Annotated in this window: 12 protein-coding genes; 5 read left to right on the top strand and 7 right to left on the bottom strand. The window is 67.1% G+C overall.

Annotated elements, in window-relative coordinates; genetic code table 11:
- Window positions 1-32 precede the first annotated feature (32 nt).
- Genes ABLE38_RS05235 through ABLE38_RS05245 form a run of 3 tightly spaced genes read right to left on the bottom strand, consistent with a single transcriptional unit; the run spans window position 33 to window position 5886 of the window.
- Complete coding sequence (locus ABLE38_RS05235; protein WP_348973099.1) at window positions 33-1448, bottom strand: efflux transporter outer membrane subunit; 1416 nt, start codon at window positions 1446-1448, stop codon at window positions 33-35.
- The gene (locus ABLE38_RS05240) at window positions 1445-4687 is read right to left on the bottom strand and encodes a multidrug efflux RND transporter permease subunit (RefSeq protein WP_348973100.1); all 3243 of its coding nucleotides are present in this window, start codon (window positions 4685-4687) and stop codon (window positions 1445-1447) included. Before ABLE38_RS05240 ends, ABLE38_RS05235 begins: the two co-directional genes overlap by 4 nt.
- A gap of 11 nt (window positions 4688-4698) precedes the next feature.
- Window positions 4699-5886 carry an efflux RND transporter periplasmic adaptor subunit gene (locus ABLE38_RS05245; RefSeq protein WP_348973101.1) on the bottom strand — a complete coding sequence of 396 codons (1188 nt, stop codon included), beginning with the start codon at window positions 5884-5886 and terminating at the stop codon, window positions 4699-4701.
- 171 nt (window positions 5887-6057) lie between these two features.
- On the opposite strand from ABLE38_RS05245, the gene ABLE38_RS05250 reads away from it, so the two are divergent.
- Together ABLE38_RS05250 and dinB are read left to right on the top strand one after the other, a co-directional pair.
- Window positions 6058-6657: a helix-turn-helix domain-containing protein gene (locus tag ABLE38_RS05250; RefSeq protein ID WP_348973102.1), complete on the top strand. Its 600-nt coding sequence runs from the start codon at window positions 6058-6060 to the stop codon at window positions 6655-6657.
- Complete coding sequence (gene dinB, locus ABLE38_RS05255; protein WP_348973103.1) at window positions 6654-7721, top strand: DNA polymerase IV; 1068 nt, start codon at window positions 6654-6656, stop codon at window positions 7719-7721. Before ABLE38_RS05250 ends, dinB begins: the two co-directional genes overlap by 4 nt.
- A gap of 46 nt (window positions 7722-7767) precedes the next feature.
- Here dinB and ABLE38_RS05260 read toward each other — a convergent pair whose 3' ends face one another.
- From ABLE38_RS05260 to mgrA, 4 genes are all read right to left on the bottom strand, one after another.
- Window positions 7768-9678, bottom strand: a complete 1911-nt coding sequence (locus ABLE38_RS05260; RefSeq protein WP_348973104.1) for a hypothetical protein — start codon at window positions 9676-9678, stop codon at window positions 7768-7770.
- 86 nt (window positions 9679-9764) lie between these two features.
- Complete coding sequence (locus ABLE38_RS05265) at window positions 9765-11948, bottom strand: penicillin acylase family protein (RefSeq protein WP_348973105.1); 2184 nt, start codon at window positions 11946-11948, stop codon at window positions 9765-9767.
- A 25-nt stretch (window positions 11949-11973) separates the two neighbouring features.
- Window positions 11974-12441, bottom strand: a complete 468-nt coding sequence (locus ABLE38_RS05270) for a GreA/GreB family elongation factor (RefSeq protein WP_348973106.1) — start codon at window positions 12439-12441, stop codon at window positions 11974-11976.
- On the bottom strand, window positions 12438-13499 hold the full coding sequence (gene mgrA, locus ABLE38_RS05275) for an L-glyceraldehyde 3-phosphate reductase (protein ID WP_348973107.1): 1062 nt from the start codon (window positions 13497-13499) through the stop codon (window positions 12438-12440). The genes ABLE38_RS05270 and mgrA overlap by 4 nt, the downstream gene beginning before the upstream one ends.
- Window positions 13500-13634: 135 nt before the next feature.
- Between mgrA and ABLE38_RS05280 the strand changes: the two genes are divergently transcribed.
- The 3 genes from ABLE38_RS05280 (at window position 13635) to ABLE38_RS05290 (ending at window position 15434) form a co-directional block, all read left to right on the top strand.
- Window positions 13635-13952: a hypothetical protein gene (locus ABLE38_RS05280; protein ID WP_348973108.1), complete on the top strand. Its 318-nt coding sequence runs from the start codon at window positions 13635-13637 to the stop codon at window positions 13950-13952.
- 54 nt (window positions 13953-14006) lie between these two features.
- A complete protein-coding gene (locus tag ABLE38_RS05285; protein WP_348973109.1) occupies window positions 14007-14495 on the top strand; it encodes a hypothetical protein in 489 nt (162 codons plus the stop codon).
- Between the two features lie 165 nt (window positions 14496-14660).
- Complete coding sequence (locus ABLE38_RS05290; protein ID WP_348973110.1) at window positions 14661-15434, top strand: DNA/RNA non-specific endonuclease; 774 nt, start codon at window positions 14661-14663, stop codon at window positions 15432-15434.
- Window positions 15435-15522 lie beyond the last annotated feature (88 nt).

Here is a 15522-nt window from a genome sequence, read left to right on the forward strand (position 1 = left end):
ACGCGGGGTCGCGGGGGCGGGGGTTGGCAGGTTCAGCCCTGGGGAGACTGCTGCCATCCCCCGCCAAGCGCGAGGAACAGGGAGACTGTCGCGTCGGAAAAGTTCGATTCGGCCTGAGCCAGGAGCAGCTCGTTCGACGCTTCGGAGCGCTCGGCGTCGAGCACGGTCTGGAAGCCCTCGGCGCCGGCGCGATAGCGCAGCCGCGCGATCCGGGCCGCCTCGCCGCTCGCATCGCGCGCGCGGCGCAGCGCCTCGACGCGCTGGCCCTGCGCGACATAGGCCGAAAGCGCCGTCTCGGTGTCCTGCAGCGCGGTCAGCCAGGTGCCGTCGAACGTCGCGAGCGCGGCGTCCGCCCCGGCCTTTGCCTGGGCGATGCGGGCACGGGCGACGCTCATGTTCGGGAAGCTGAACGAGAGCAGCGGCCCGATGCTGAAGTTGAGTCCCGAACTCTTGAACAGCCCTTCCGGCGAATTGGCGGTCGAGCCGATCGAGCCGCCGATCGAGACGTTCGGATAGAGGTCCGCGGTGGCGACGCCGATCTGCGCGGTCGCCGAGGCAAGCCGCCGCTCGGCGGCACGGACATCGGCACGGCGGGCGAGCAAGGTCGCGCCATTGCCGACCGGGATCGCCTGCTTGACGGTGGGCACCGTCTCGCAGCTGGCGACATCGGTGGGGAACTCTGCCGGCGGCTTGCCGGTGAGCACCGCGAGGCGGAAAAGCGCGGCCTTGCGCTGCGCCTCGAACACCGGAACCGTCGCGCGGGTCTGCTCGAGCAGCGCCTGGCCCTGGCTGGTCTCCAGCCCCGTGCCGCGCCCGCCCGCTTCAAGCCGGCGCGTCAGGTCGTAGGTGTCTTCCTGCAGCTTGAGCGTCCGCGCGGAAACGGCGAGCTGCTGGCCGGCGGCGCAGGCATCCGAATAGGCGCGGATCGTCTCGGCGACGACGGTGACGCGGGCCAGGTCATAGGCAGCCTGGCTCGCCTCTACATCGGCGCGGCCCGCCTGGATGGCGCGGGTGATCTTGCCGAACAGGTCGACCTGGTAGCCGACGTCGAAGCCGACATCGTAGCTGTCGCCGCGCGGCCCCGCGCCGTTCAGCCCGAGCGTCGATCCCGAGGTCTGGCCATAGCCGCCCTGCGCGGTGATCGTCGTGCTGGGCAGTCGGGCCGAGCGCGTCTCGCGCAGCACCGCGCGCGCCTGGCGCAGGTTCGCCGCCGCCACGCGCAGGTCGGTGTTCGCCGCCAGCGCCTCGCCGACCAGCCGGTCGATCACCGGCGTGTCGAACATCCGCCACCAGTCGGCCGGCGGCTCGTTGGCGACGAATGCAGGCGCATTGGCTTCGCTGAGACTGCCCTGTGCCGGCGCCTTGGGTGCGGGCGAGACATAGTTGGGGCCGACCACGCAGCCCGACAGGCTCAGGCCCGCGGCGATGAGGGTGAGGGTCCGCTTCATTGCGCTTCTCCCGTCGCGGTCGCAGGCGTGTCCGTGGGTTCCGCCGGCGCTTCCTTGCTCACGCGGCCACCGCCCCAACGGCGCATCAGCACATAGAAGATCGGCGTGAAGATCAGGCCGAACACGGTGACGCCGAGCATGCCGAAGACCACTGCGGTGCCGAGCGACTGGCGCATTTCCTGGCCCGGGCCGCTGGCGATCGCGAGCGGGATCACGCCGAAGATGAACGCGAACGAGGTCATCAGGATCGGGCGGAGGCGCGAGCGGGCCGCGTGGATCGCCGCATCGAACCGGTTCATGCCCTCTTCCTCGCCCTGCTTGGCGAACTCGACGATCAGGATCGCGTTCTTGGCAGCGAGCGCGATCAGCACGACCAGGCCGACCTGGGTGAGGATGTTGTTGTCCATGCCCCGCAGGTTGACGCCGAGCAGCGCCGCCAGGATGCACATCGGCACGATCAGGATCACCGCCAGCGGCAGCGTCAGCGCTTCATACTGGGCTGCCAGCACGAGGAACACGAACACCACGGCGAGCACGAAGATCAGCGCCGAGGAACTGCCCGCAGCCTTTTGCTGATAGGCAAGCCCGGTCCATTCGAAGCCATAGCCCGGCGGCAGCGTCTTGGCCGCCATCGCTTCCATCGCCCCGAGCGCATCGCCAGACGAGACGCCCGGCGCCGCAGCACCCTGCAGCTCGACCGCCGGCAGCAGATTGTAGCGCACCACGCGCGACGAGCCGGAGTCGCGGTTGAACGTCGCCACGGCCGAGAGCGGCACCATCGCCCCGCTCTTCGAGCGCACTTGGAGCCGGCCGATATCGCTGATGTCGTCGCGCGCGGTCGGCTCGGCCTGCGCGGTCACACGGAAGGTGCGGCCGAGCAGGTTGAAGTCGTTGACATAGGTCGAGCCGATATAGGTGCTGATCGCATCGAACACTTGGCCGGGCTCGACGCCCATGATCTGCGCCTTGTCGCGGTCGACATCGGCGCGGATCTTCGGGTTGGCGGTGTTGAACAGCGAGAAGACCTGGGTGACCTTCTTCTCCTGCATCGCCGCGCCCATCATCGCGCCGGTTGCGCTCTCCAGGCCGCGCCAGCCGCCGTTGGCCGACTTGTCCTCGACCATCATCACGAAGCCCGAGCCGTTGCCCAGGCCCTGCACCGCGGGCGGCGAGATCATGAAGATGTTGGCGCCGCTGATCTGCCCGGCGATCGCGCCGGTCAGCTGGCCGGCGAGCGCCGTCGCGCTCTGGTCCTTGCCGCGCTCGGACCAGTCCTTCAGCTTGATGAAGAACACGCCCGCATTCGATGCCTGGCTGAAGCTCGCGCCGTCCAGGCCCGCAAAGGCCGCGCCCTCGAGGATGCCGGGCGTCTTGGCGGCGATGTCATACGCCTTGTCGACCACGGCGCTGGTGCGCTCGAGCGACGAGCCCGGCGGCAGCTGGACGATGCCGATCAGGAAGCCCTGGTCCTGCTCGGGGATGAAGCCGGTCGGCGTGGCGGTCAGGCGCCAGCCGGTCAGCGCGAGCAGGCCGGCATAGATCAGCATCATGATCAGGCCCATGCGGATCACCCGGCCGGTGACGCGGCCATAGCGGTCCGACAGCCAGTCGAAGCCCTGGTTGAACTTCTCGGCGCCGACCTTGATCGGGCGCATCCAGCGCGGGCCCGAGTCCGCATCGATATCGTGGTGCGGCTTGAGCAGCAGCGCCGCGAGCGCCGGCGACAGCGTCAACGAGACGAGCAGCGAGATCGCCGAGGCAGCCGCGATCGTCACGGCGAACTGGCGGTAGAAGATGCCCGGGATGCCGCCGACCATCGCGGTCGGGATGAACACCGAGACCAGCACCAGGCCGATCGCGATCAGCGCGCCGGACACTTCCTTCATCGTCAGGTGCGCGGCCTCGCGCGGCGCCAGCCCGGCGCGGATATGCTTCTCCACCGCCTCGACCACGACGATCGCGTCGTCGACGACGATGCCGACCGCGAGCACCAGCGCGAAGAGCGACAGCGAGTTGATCGAGAAGCCGAGCGCCAGCTGCACCGCGAAGGTGCCGACCAGCGCGATCGGGATGGCGACGATCGGGATCACTGCCGCGCGCCAGGTCTGGAGGAAGATCACGACGACGACGACGACGAGGAACACCGCCTCGAGCAGCGTGTGCTGCACGGCGTCGACCGATGCCGAGACATATTCGGTCGGGTTGTAGGGGATGGAATATTGAAGGCCCTGGGGGAAGTCCTTCTTGAGCGTCTCCATCTCGCTCAGCACGAGCTTGGCGGCCGAAAGCGAGTTGGCCCCCGGCTGCTGGACGATGGCGAGCGCGATGCCGCGCTTGCCGCCGAACGAGCCGCGGATCGAATAATCCTGGCTGCCCAGCTCGATCCGCGCGACGTCGCTCAGCTTGGTGAGCGAGGCGCCGCTGGGATCGGACTTGATCGTGATGTTGCCGAACTGCTCGACGCTGGCGAGGCGGCCCTGCACATCCACCGGCACTTCGAACGAGGGATTGTCCTTGCCCGTCGGCGCCGAGCCGAGCGAGCCGCCCGCGGTCTGGACGTTCTGCGCCTGGAGCGCGGCGATGATCTCGGCCGCGGTCAGGTTGCGCGCCGCCGCCTTGTCCGGATCGATCCAGACGCGCATCGCGTAGTTGCCGCCGCCGAAGATCTGCACCGTGCCGACGCCTTCGAGGCGCAGCAGCCGGTCGCGGATCACGGTGTTGGCGTAATTGCCCATGTAATCGACATCGAGGCTGTTGTCGGGCGAGGTCAGCGCCACGATCATCAGGAAGCCCGATTCCTGCTTGTTCACCGTCACGCCGATCTGGCGGACCTGCGCGGGCAGGCGCGGCAACGCCAGGTTGACGCGGTTCTGCACCAGCACCTGTGCGGCATCGAGGTCGGTGCCCGGCTTGAAGGTGACCGTCACCTGGCCAGCGCCCTGGGTGGAGGACGAGCTCATGTAGAGCATGCCCTCGACGCCGTTGATCTCCTGCTCGAGCGGCGCGGACACCGTCTCGGCGATGATCTCGGGCGAGGCGCCGGCATAGCTGGCCTGGACCGAGATCGTCGGCGGGGCGATCTCCGGATATTGCGAGAGCGGCAGCAGCGGATAGCAGAAGGCGCCGATCAGGGTGATGAACACCGCAATCACGCCCGCGAAGATCGGCCGCTCGATGAAGAAGCTCGAGATGCCGCTGCGCACGGGCTTCTCGCCCGTGGTTTCCTGGGGTTCACTCATGTCCGCGCTCCTCAGCGGCTGCCGGCGGGCAGCGCGGTGGAAGCTGGCGCGTCGGAGGGCGGCGCGGAGGCGGCGGCCGGGTCTTGCGCGATCTTGCCCGGCTGCGGCGTGACCTTCACGCCCGGCCGGGCGCGCTGGGTGCCGTCGATGATCACCCGGTCCTCCTTGGTGAGCCCCGAGCGGATCACGCGCAAATTGCCCCGCAACGGCCCGGTCTGCACCGGGCGCGCGGTCACCGTATTGGTCTTGTCGACGACGAAGACGATCTGGCGTGCCGCGTCGGCCATCACTGCAGTGTCCGGCACCAGCAGCGCCGGATAGGGCCGCGAGGCCTCGAGCCGGGCCGAGCCGAACATGCCGGGCTTCAGGAAGCCGCCCGGATTGGCGACGATCGCGCGGGCGCGGATCGTGCCGGCGCCGGCGTCGAGCGCATTGTCGACGAAATCGAGCGAGCCGGTGTGGCTATAGTCGCTCTCGTCCGAGAGCTTGATCTTCACCGGGGTGCCGTTCTGCGCGCCGGTGCCCTGGCGCTGATACTTGAGCAGCAGCGCTTCCGAGCCCTGGAAGACGAAATGCAGCGGATCGACCGAGACGATCGTGGTGAGCACCGTCGTGTCCGCGGCGACCGTGTTGCCGACATCGACATTGCGCTGCGAGATGCGGCCGCTCAAAGGCGCGACGACGCGGGTGAAGCCGAGATCTAGCTGGCGCGCGCGGAGGTTCGCCTGCGCGGCGGCGACCTGCGCGGCCGTCGAGCGGACCGTGGCACGGCGCTGCTCGAGCTCTTCCTGACTGGCCGCGCGCTGGGCAACCAGCGCCTCGGAACGGGCATATTCGGTCTGCGCATTGGCCATCGCGGCCTTGGCCTGCGCCACCTGCGCGGCGGCCTGGGCGACGGCGGCCTGGGCCGGGCGCGGATCGATGGTGAAGAGCAGCTGGCCCTTGCGGACGAACTGGCCGTCCTTGAACCACACGCCCTGCAGATAGCCGGTCGCGCGCGGGCGCACCTCGACATTCTGGATCGCCTCGAAGCGGCCGACAAACTCGTCCCAGTCGACCACGTCCTGCACCAGCGGCGCAGACACGGTGACGGGCGGCGCGCCCTGCTGGGGCGGCTGCGCCCCGCCACCGCCGCAGCCGGCGAGAGCAAGCGCGGCTGCGAGAGCCGGGATAAGCAGCTGGCGGTTCTTCGAGTGCATGTTCGATCCCTAAATCCGTGCCCCTGGCCGGACATCCTCCGCGGCGTCGTTGCTTGAAACGAACGACTTCCGATTTGGCCCCGCTAGGCCGCTTCCGGGAACTTGTCAACGACGGGTGACATATGTCCACATCGGTTGACTATGTTCACCGCCGTGTTAGGGAAATTGCCCATGATCCCACCGGTTCCGTCGCGGCACCGCAACGCCGTTGCGACGCGCCAGGCCATCTTGGCCTCGGCCCGCCGGCATTTCGCGCGCGAGAATTACGAGAATGTCGGCCTGCGCGAGATCGCGGGCGATGCCGGCGTCGACCCGGCGCTGGTCAGCCGCTATTTCGGCAGCAAGGAAGCCTTGTTCCGGGAGACGCTGCGCGACGACGACAAGGACATCATGGACGGTGCGACGCGCGACAATCTCGCCGCGCATTTCGCCCAGCTCTTCCTCGACAAGGGCGACGTGCCGCAGGACGAGCGCGACATCCATATCGAGCGCATCCTGACGCTGCTCCACTCGATCGGCTCGCCCAAGGCCGGGCAGATCATCCGCGAGACGATCGACGCCGACATCCTCGGCCCCGTCGCGCGCGAGATCGGCGGCGCGGATGCCGACATGCGCGCCGCCATGGCCTTTGCCGTGCTGATGGGCATGGGCATCATGCACAACACGCTCGCCGTCGATCCCAGCACGTGCAGCGACGCGGAAAGCGCGCGTTTCGAGAAGCGCCTCACCCGCATCTTCGCCGCCGCGCTGGACCCGCACGAAGACGGATGACCGCGCCGCCGGTCCGCAAGATCATCCATGTCGACATGGATGCCTTCTACGCGTCGGTGGAGCAGCGCGACGATCCCGCGCTGAAGGGCAGGCCAGTCGCGGTCGGCTATGCCGCGGCGCGCGGCGTGGTCGCGGCGGCGAGCTATGAGGCGCGCAAGTTCGGGGTGCGCTCCGCCTTGCCTTCGGTCACCGCGATGCGGCGCTGCCCTGAGCTCGTCTTCGTCAAGCCGCGGTTCGAGGTCTATCGCGCGGTCTCGAAGCAGATTCACGCGATCTTCGCCGACTACACCCCGATCATCCAGCCGCTCTCGCTCGACGAGGCCTATCTCGACGTCACCGCGAACCTGCGCGGGATCGAGACCGCCTGGGCCACCGCCAAGGAGATCCGGGCGCGCATCCTCGCGGAGACCGGGCTCACCGCCTCGGCCGGCATCTCGTACAACAAGTTCCTCGCCAAGCTCGCCTCGGACCAGCGCAAGCCCAACGGCCAGTTCGCGGTGACGCCCGACATGGGTGCCGCCTGGGTCGAGACGCTGCCGGTCAAGCGCTTCCACGGCGTCGGCCCGGTGACGGCGAAGAAGATGGAGGGCCTCGGCATCGAGACCGGCGCCGATCTGCGTGCCAAGCCGATCGAATTCCTCCGCGCCCATTTCGGCAGCTCGGCCGACTGGTATTACGCGATCGCCCGTGGCGAGGACGACCGCCCGGTCGATGCCGAGCGCATCCGCAAGTCCTCGGGCTCGGAGACCACCTTCGACCGCGACCTGACCGAGCCGGCCGAGATCGAGGCCGGCGTGCTCGAGATGGCCGAGGAAGTCTGGACCTGGTGCGAAAAGGCGCAGGAATTCGGCCGCACCGTCACGGTGAAGATCAAATATGGCGACTTCCAGATCATCACCCGAAGCCGCAGCCTCACCGCCGGGCTGGTGGACCGCCGCGAGGCGCTGCACGAGATGAGCCTGTCGCTGATCCGCTCGGTGCTGCCGACGCCCAAGGGGATAAGGCTGGTCGGAGTGACGGTGTCGAACTTCGAGGAGCGGCTGGGGGAGGAATTGCCGTTCTAGAAAAGACGGGAGCGTCCCGCCACGGCGGAACGCTCCCGAACGGGATTTACCGCACCGAGAGCTCGGTGAGGATCACGTCGCTGCCATTGGAGACATCGACCACCAGCTTGAAAGCTTCCGCTTCTGCCGGCGCCACGAACGGCAGCATGAGCGGCTGCCAGCTGGACCCGAACTCGCTTTCCGGCCCCGCGAAGACGTCGATCGAATCGAACGAACTGCTCTCGCCGAAGCGGAAGAATTCGACGCGAATGACGATCACCGCGGCGCTGTTTCCGGCCTTGATGAAGCCCCGGAGCAGGTTGAGGCTGTCGCGCTTGATCGATGCTGCCGCCGATCGCGCCAGCACTTCGCCGAAGCCGCTGCCGCCGGTGAGGCGAAGCGCGGAGCCGATGGCAAGACCGTCCACGCTCGGCAGGTCGCTCGCCTCCCGGCCGAACTGGCTGCCCGACCCGCTCACCGTGAAGCTCCAGCCGCCGCCGCTGCCGGAACTGGTCTGCGGATAGCTCGCCACGGTCCGTCCGCAACGGTCGATCCTGCCGGCCAACAGGTCGGCGCCGTCGTCAAGCAGCCAGGTGTCGACCGTCTCGCCTTCCGAATCCACGGTCCGCATCCGGCAGTTGCGGAAATGCGCCTGCACGCCGCGCACCAGCGGCACATAGCTCGCGCCCGAAAAGGCCACCGGCACTTCGACAAGGTCGCAATTGTCGAAGTCGCAGACGAACGACGGGTTCGGCTGATGGTCGCCCGCCGGCCCGTCCACCGCCGTCACCATCGAATCCGCCCCGCTTTGCGCATGATGGGTATAGGGGAACAGGATCGGACTGTTCGCGATCGAGAAGCCGCCGCGGGCATCCGGCCCGACCTCGAGATAGGCGCGGCTGGCGGTGTTGATGCCGTTGTTCGAAATCGCATCGAGGTGCAGATGCCCGTTGGTATCGACATAGCTCGGCACCGTCGTTTCGATCACCGCGCCGAGGATCGCGAGACGGCCGGCATGGACAGCGGCGAGGAACCCACCGCCCCCGCCCTGGACATGTTCGATCGTGCCGCCAATCAGCGTCAGTTCCGAACCCGGATCGGTCACTGCCACGGCATAGGTCTGGCTGGTATCATAGCCGGACCAGTCGTCGCTTTCGCTGTGGATGCGGCCGCCCAGCACCGTCACCTTGCCGTTCGGCTGGCGCATGTTGAGGCCCTTGGGGCAATAGACGATGCGCGGATTGGTATAGACCAGCTCGGAAAGCGGGGCGTTGATCGCCTCGTCGTCCGGCCGCGTCGCCGTCTGGCCGTAAATCTCTCCCTGGCTTGGCAGCGCGCCGATGCACAGGCCGAGATCGAAGCCGTGGATCATCAGGTCGTTGACGTCGAGATAGCCGGGATAGTGCTGGTCCTCGCCGCGCGGGTCGCCCGGCAACGCATTGGTGTAGTGATGGACGCCGGCCTCGTAATTGCCACGCGACTCGTTGGCACAGACCACCTTCATGCCATTGTACCAGCCGAGGCCGCCACGTAGATCGACACAGCTCGCCAGCGTCGTCGTGGACAGGCCGTAAAGGATCGAATGGGCGAACTCGTGATTGGCGCCCTCGACGTCGAACCGGATCTGGGTGACGCCATATCCGCCATAGGGCCAGCGCGTCTGGTACCTTCCGGTCAGGCCGCCACCGCCCAGGGCGCCCAGCACCGAATTCAGTGCAGCGGTGTCGTCCGAGCCGGTACCCGTCGCGCCGAACCATTTGACGCTGAGGCAGGAATTCTCATCCCGCGACCAGCGCCCCGCGCCGCCTTCGTCGGCCTCGAAGACGGTGCCGCCATCTTCGGTCGTCGTCGCGGCCGAATCCCAGCCGAACAAACCGCCACGCTCCGGCGCCAGCACCAGCGCGGCATCGCCGTCCGCTAGCGAGGCCTTGGTCAGGGCCTGCATGGCCCCGATCGTTTCCACCGTGAATACGCTCATACATGTTCTCCCAAATCCTCATTCCGCCGACTCGGCGACAATGAGAACATTTGGAGAACATTCGAAATCCTACATTGCAAGCGCGATCAGTTTCCCGGCCGATACACCCGCTCGACATGCCCCTTGAGATCCTCGGGGTAGAAATACACCGGCCGCAGATCGCCCGCCGCATAGCGCCCGGCCTGGTCGGCGAAGTGCTTCGCGTCCGGATGCCCGCTCTCGCCGCCGGCGGTGACCGCCCAGGCCTTCACCTTCGGCCCGAACTCCACCATCGCGACGAAGCTGTTGCCGCTGGTGCCGTAGTATCGCCGGGTCCCCGGCCAGCGCTTGGCGCCGAACGAGGCGAGCGAGCCCCATTGCGCCGAAGTGAAGGGCACCGCGATGCTCGGCTTGGCGTCGTCGAACTTCTGGACGATCCCGCCGTCGTTGCGCTGGAAGCGGTTGATCTCGCCCCAGGGCACCTGCCAGCTGCCGAAGTCCTGGGTGAGCCGGTCGATCGCTGAGGCAAGCGCGTCGATCCGCTGCGCGTCGCTGGCCCGCTCGGCCATATAGTCCCATACCGACAGCCCGGCATCCTTGGCCGGCTGGGCCGAAGGCGCCCAGAGCGCCTCGCCCCAGAACACCGCCAGCGACGTCGCGGTCGACTCCGCGCCCCAGCGGCGGTCCCAGCCCCTGAGCAGCGCCACCGGTTCGGCAAGCTTCGCCTTGCGCGCATCGCCTTCGGGCAGCTCCTCCCAAGTGCGCACCAAACCGGGCAGCAGCCGGTCGAAGGCGGGCAGGAAGCTGTCATAGGCCGCCTGCCGCAACGTCTCGGGCGTGAAGTCGGCGCGCGCGTTAAGCACCTTGAGCGCATGGATCCCGCGCGGGCTCTCGCCGGCTTGGTCGAAATAGCGGGGGAAGTCCGCCGCCTTGGGGCTGTCGGCGCCCGCCGCGGTCCAGGGCCAGTTGTTCGAATTGAACGCCCAGCCATTTTTCGGGTTCACCGCCTGGGGCAGGCTGGCGAGGCTGTGCAGCCCCTTCCAGTCAGTCGCCGGATCGCTGCCGTCCACGGGCTTGCGATAATCGAAGCGATCGTCGCGCACCGGCATGAACTGCGGCATCAGGAACGCGATCTCGCCCCTCGAGTCCGCGAACAGCGTGTTGTTAGAGCTGTTGGCCTTGAGCTCCGCCACCTTGAGGAAGCTCGCATAGTCGTGCGTCTTGGTGCGGAGAAAACTCTGCTGCAGTGCCTCGACCGGCTTGTTCATCAGCGCGACCGCGATCCACTTCCCGTCCGCTACGCGCACGATCGGGCCGTGATGCGTCGCATAGGTGCGGAAGCTGCGCTGTGCCTGGCTGCCATCCGCCGCGCGATAGGAGAGCGTGATCGGCCTGACCGTCACCGGCCGCGTCTCGCTGCCATAATGATAGCCGAAGACCGTGCCCTGCACGTTGCTGACGATGTCTTCCGCGAACTCGTCGACATTGTCGACGCCGCTCGAGGTGTGCATCCAGCCCGCCTGGGCGTTGAAGCCCTGGTAGATGAAGAACTGCCCCCAGGTCGCCGCGCCATAGGCGTCGAGCCCCTCGCCGCTCGTCACTTGCTGCTCGGCGCGGAAGAAGAAGCTGGTGTGCGGGTTGATCAGCAGCAGCGCATGGCCGTCACGGGTGTGGCTGGGGGCGATCGCGATGCCGTTCGAGCCCTTGGGCTCCTTGAAGACCAGACCCTTCTCGGCCTCGGTCATCGCCAGCTTCTGCTTGCCGTAGAACGCCTCGAGCTGGCTGAGCGGCACCCGCTCGATGTCGCCGCCGATGCTGCCTTCGGAGAAGCTCAGCGCCATCCACGGCTCGAACCGGGTGAGCACCCGCGGCTTTACCTCCGGATGCGTGGCGAGATAATAGTTCAGCCCGTCCGCCCAGGCGTCCATCAGCGTGCGCAGCCAGGCCGGGCTCTTCGCATAGTCGGCCTTCAGCACCTCGGGATCGACGAACAGCCGCTGGCGAAGATCCTGCCAGATCGCGCCCTCGCCCTCCGCCTCGGCAAGCCGGCCCAGACTCACCAGATAGTTGGTCTCGACGCGGTTGAAGTCGTCCTCTGCCTGGGCATAGATCATCCCGAACACCGCATCGGCATCGGTCGCGCCCCGGATATGCGCCACGCCCCAGTCGTCGCGCGTGATCGTCACCCGCGCCGCTTCCGCCTTCCACCGGGCAGCGTCGGGTTGCGCATGGGCGCCGGCAACGAGCGAGGGGGAGGCGAGCAGCGCGGCGGCGAGGAGCAGGCGAGTCATGCCCGCATCCTATCCGCAGTTTGGCTCAGTCCGGAATCGTTTCGATACCGAGTATCTCGATCGCCTGCGGCCTTCCGCCGAAATCGACCTTCTCGCCTTCCTCCGCGCCGATCAGCGCCTGGGCGAGCGGCGCCTGGAAGGCGAGCCGGTCCGCCGAAGGATCCGCCTCGTCATGGCCGACCAGGTCGATCACCCGCTCCCTGCCGTTCATGCGGATGCGCACGCGCGATCCGATGCCGACGACGCCGTCCTCGGGCACCGGCGCGATCTGCGCAGTGGTACGGCGGGTGTTCCAGTAGCGCAGCTCGCGCTTGAGGACTTCGCGCGGCTCGTCCTCGCCCTCGGCGGCGACCGCGGCCTCGAGTTCGACGACCTTCGCCTCGATCAGCGCCAGCCCGCGCCGCGTGACCAGATTGGCCCCGGCCGGCAACGGCAGCTCGAACTTGGGTTCCTTGTGTTCCTCGTCACTCTCGCGACGGAAGGCGACGCTCATTGTCCGGGCAGTTCCTGGATGCTCGACGAGACCTTCCAAAGATCGAGCGCGCCATCGGTTGCATGCCGATCGATCTCGGCCAGCTCCGCGGCGCTGAAATCGAGATTGTTCACCGCGTCCAGCGAGTTGTCGAGCTGCTCGACGGTGCGCGCGCCGATAAGCGCCGAGGTGACGCGCGGATCGCGCAGCACCCAGGCGATCGCCATCTGCGCCAGCGTCTGCCCGCGCGTCTGCGCGATCGCGTGGAGCGCGCGGATGCGTGCGATATTCTCGTCCGACAGCAGCCCTTGGTTCAGCGAGCCGCCCTTGGCGGCGCGCGCATCCCCGGGCACGCCGCCCAGATATTTGTTGGTCAGCATGCCCTGCGCCAGTGGCGAGAAGGCGATGCAGCCGGTGCCGAGCTCGCCCAGCGTGTCGAGCAGCTCGCCCTCCACCCAGCGGTTGAGCATCGAATAGCTCGGCTGGTGGATCAGTAGCGGCACCTTGTGCTCGGCCAGGATCGCGGCGGCCTGCCGCGTCAGCTCAGGCGAATAGCTGGAGATGCCGACATAGAGCGCCTTGCCTTGGCGGTGGAGCTGCGCGAGCGCGCCCATCGTCTCTTCGAGCGGAGTCCTGGGGTCGACGCGGTGCGAATAGAAGATGTCGACATAGTCGAGCCCCATACGCCTGAGGCTCTGGTCGCACGAGGCGACCAGATACTTTTTCGATCCGCCGACATCGCCATACGGGCCCGGCCACATGTCCCAGCCGGCCTTGGTCGAGATCACCAGCTCGTCGCGGTGCTGCGCGAAGTCGCTCGCCAGCACGCGGCCGAAATTCTCCTCGGCCGAGCCATAGGGCGGGCCGTAATTGTTCGCGAGGTCGAAGTGCGTCACGCCGCGGTCGAATGCCCGGCGCAGCATCGCGCGACCGGTCTCGAACACGTCCTCGCCGCCGAAATTCTGCCACAGCCCCAGCGAGATCGCCGGCAGGTCGAGTCCCGAGCGGGCGCAGCGGCGATAGGGCATGCGCCCGTCATAGCGGGCGGGGTCGGCGTGCCAGGGTCTGGGGATCGGCATTTGTCTCTCCTTGGGGGAGCCCTGCGCTCTATCGCGCGCCGGCGCCCGCGTCACCCTGGGAAGCGCACGGGCGATCGCCACCAGAACGGTTCCACTTGATTGACAGTCGTTACGGCCGATGAGACTTTCGAGGCAATGACTTTGGTAAGCATCGCCTTGCTGGCTAAATGGTCCATTCTCGGCTGGTTCGCCGCGCTGTTGTTACTTGTAGCTTACAGGATCATGACAGATAAAATCGTGATCGACTGCATTACCTGCAACCCCGGTAGCCGCAGCTTCAGCTTCCACCGGGGGCAATTGTTACTCATCACGATCTGCTTTGCAGCCATCTATGTGCTGATCGCGCTGAGCCAGCCCGTGGGCAAGGGGTTGCCGGACATTCCGACACCACTCCTCGCCGCACTGCTGGGCAGCCATATCGCATTCATCGGAGGGAAGCTGCTGAGCCGATAGAAACCGGGGGGAAGAGCCATGATAACTGGGTTCTGGGGATATATTTCGGCGGGCGTGGCCATCACCATCATGGTGTTGATCGCCGGCTTCGCGATCAAGATTCTGTGGGATCTCTTTAAAGGCAAAATCGATCTTGCCTATCTTCTGTCAGAGCCTGCCGATCCCCATGCGCAAATGACCGCGCAGGCGCTGGGCCAGAAGCCCGAGCCGCCTGAAAAACCCAAGGCGAGCATGGCGCGCCTTCAGCTGCTGATCTTCACCTTCGTGATCGCCGGCATCTATCTCGTGCTCTGCCTCGAATCGGGCAGCTTCGTGGAAATTCCCGAGCATGCCCTGTGGTTGCTCGGCATCAGCGGTGGCACCTACGCGGCCTCGAAGACGATCAAGGCGGCCGGCGACAGCAAGAGCGCGGATGCCGCGATCGAGGTGTCGAAGAATATCGGCACGACCGGCACGACCACGACCGTCACCTCCAATCCGAACACCACCACAAATCCAAGCACCACCACCGATCCGAATACCACCACCGGAACGCAGGACTGATCGATGGGCAAGGGACGCAGTGCCACGCTCTTTCTGGGCGCGGCCGCTCCGCTGGTGATCACAGCCGCAAGCGGAATCTCCACGTCGAAACCCTCGGCACCGCCGCCATCGAAGCGGATTGTCGTCGCGCAACCGACAGTGCCACCAACGGGCGCGAGCGTTCCGATGGTTAGCGACATGGACCTGAAGACCTGCCTTCAGCGCTATGCCATCGACCTGCCCTTCGTCCGCGGCGACGATGCCGCGACGACCCAGCGGATCGTCTGCCGGCGTGGCTATATCCTCTCCTACAACAGCGCCACCCACAGCCCGGACTGGGTGATGGAGCGCCTCTCCGCCGCCGAGCTGCGCGGCCCGGCCAAGCGCAAGGACAATTTCAAGGAAGACCCGCTGCTCGGCACGGTCGATGCGGACGACACCGACTATGTCCCCCGCCTCTACGACCGCGGCCACCAAGCCCCTGCGGCGGACGCCGCGTTCGACCAGAACGTCAACGACCAGAGCTTCTTCTTCTCCAACATGTCGCCCCAGGTCGGCATCGGCTTCAACCGCGGCATCTGGCGCGTGCTCGAGGACACGGTCCGCGGCTGGGTGCTGTGCGGTGGGCATGACGAGCTCTACGTCATCACCGGCCCGATCTACGAGAACCCCAAGGGCGTGATCGGCCATGACAAGGTCGTCGTGCCCGGCAGCTTCTACAAGATCGTCTACGATCCCAAGGCAGTGCGCGTCGTCGGCTTCGTGCTGCCCAACGTCAAGATCGGCTCGCGCTTCGACAATCCGCAGCAATATGTGAAGTCGATCGCCGACATCGAGACCGACACGGGCATCGACTTCTTCAAGAGCTGGCCGCTGCGCCAGCAACAACTCCTCGAGACCGGGCCGGGCACCGCCTGGGGCCGGGCGGAGAAATGCGACGGCGCAGCGGGGGCGGACTGAGCCAGGCCGTCACCCCGGCGAAAGCCGGGACCTCAGGCGATGGCGGCTCGCGGCATGCGATCCCGGCTTTCGCCGGCATGACGACTAT

Source organism: Sphingomonas sp. KR3-1 (genome assembly GCF_040049295.1).
Lineage (GTDB): Bacteria > Pseudomonadota > Alphaproteobacteria > Sphingomonadales > Sphingomonadaceae > Sphingomonas.

Bases quoted from the DNA above. Each gene is read 5' to 3' on its own strand.
- ABLE38_RS05260 (WP_348973104.1), bottom strand. From the start codon at position 9,678: ATGAGCGTATTCACGGTGGAAACGATCGGGGCCATGCAGGCCCTGACC.
- ABLE38_RS05235 (WP_348973099.1), bottom strand. From the start codon at position 1,448: ATGAAGCGGACCCTCACCCTCATCGCCGCGGGCCTGAGCCTGTCGGGC.
- ABLE38_RS05250 (WP_348973102.1), top strand. From the start codon at position 6,058: ATGATCCCACCGGTTCCGTCGCGGCACCGCAACGCCGTTGCGACGCGC.
- mgrA (WP_348973107.1), bottom strand. From the start codon at position 13,499: ATGCCGATCCCCAGACCCTGGCACGCCGACCCCGCCCGCTATGACGGG.
- dinB (WP_348973103.1), top strand. From the start codon at position 6,654: ATGACCGCGCCGCCGGTCCGCAAGATCATCCATGTCGACATGGATGCC.
- ABLE38_RS05270 (WP_348973106.1), bottom strand. From the start codon at position 12,441: ATGAGCGTCGCCTTCCGTCGCGAGAGTGACGAGGAACACAAGGAACCC.
- ABLE38_RS05280 (WP_348973108.1), top strand. From the start codon at position 13,635: ATGACTTTGGTAAGCATCGCCTTGCTGGCTAAATGGTCCATTCTCGGC.
- ABLE38_RS05265 (WP_348973105.1), bottom strand. From the start codon at position 11,948: ATGACTCGCCTGCTCCTCGCCGCCGCGCTGCTCGCCTCCCCCTCGCTC.
- ABLE38_RS05245 (WP_348973101.1), bottom strand. From the start codon at position 5,886: ATGCACTCGAAGAACCGCCAGCTGCTTATCCCGGCTCTCGCAGCCGCG.
- ABLE38_RS05240 (WP_348973100.1), bottom strand. From the start codon at position 4,687: ATGAGTGAACCCCAGGAAACCACGGGCGAGAAGCCCGTGCGCAGCGGC.
- ABLE38_RS05290 (WP_348973110.1), top strand. From the start codon at position 14,661: ATGGTTAGCGACATGGACCTGAAGACCTGCCTTCAGCGCTATGCCATC.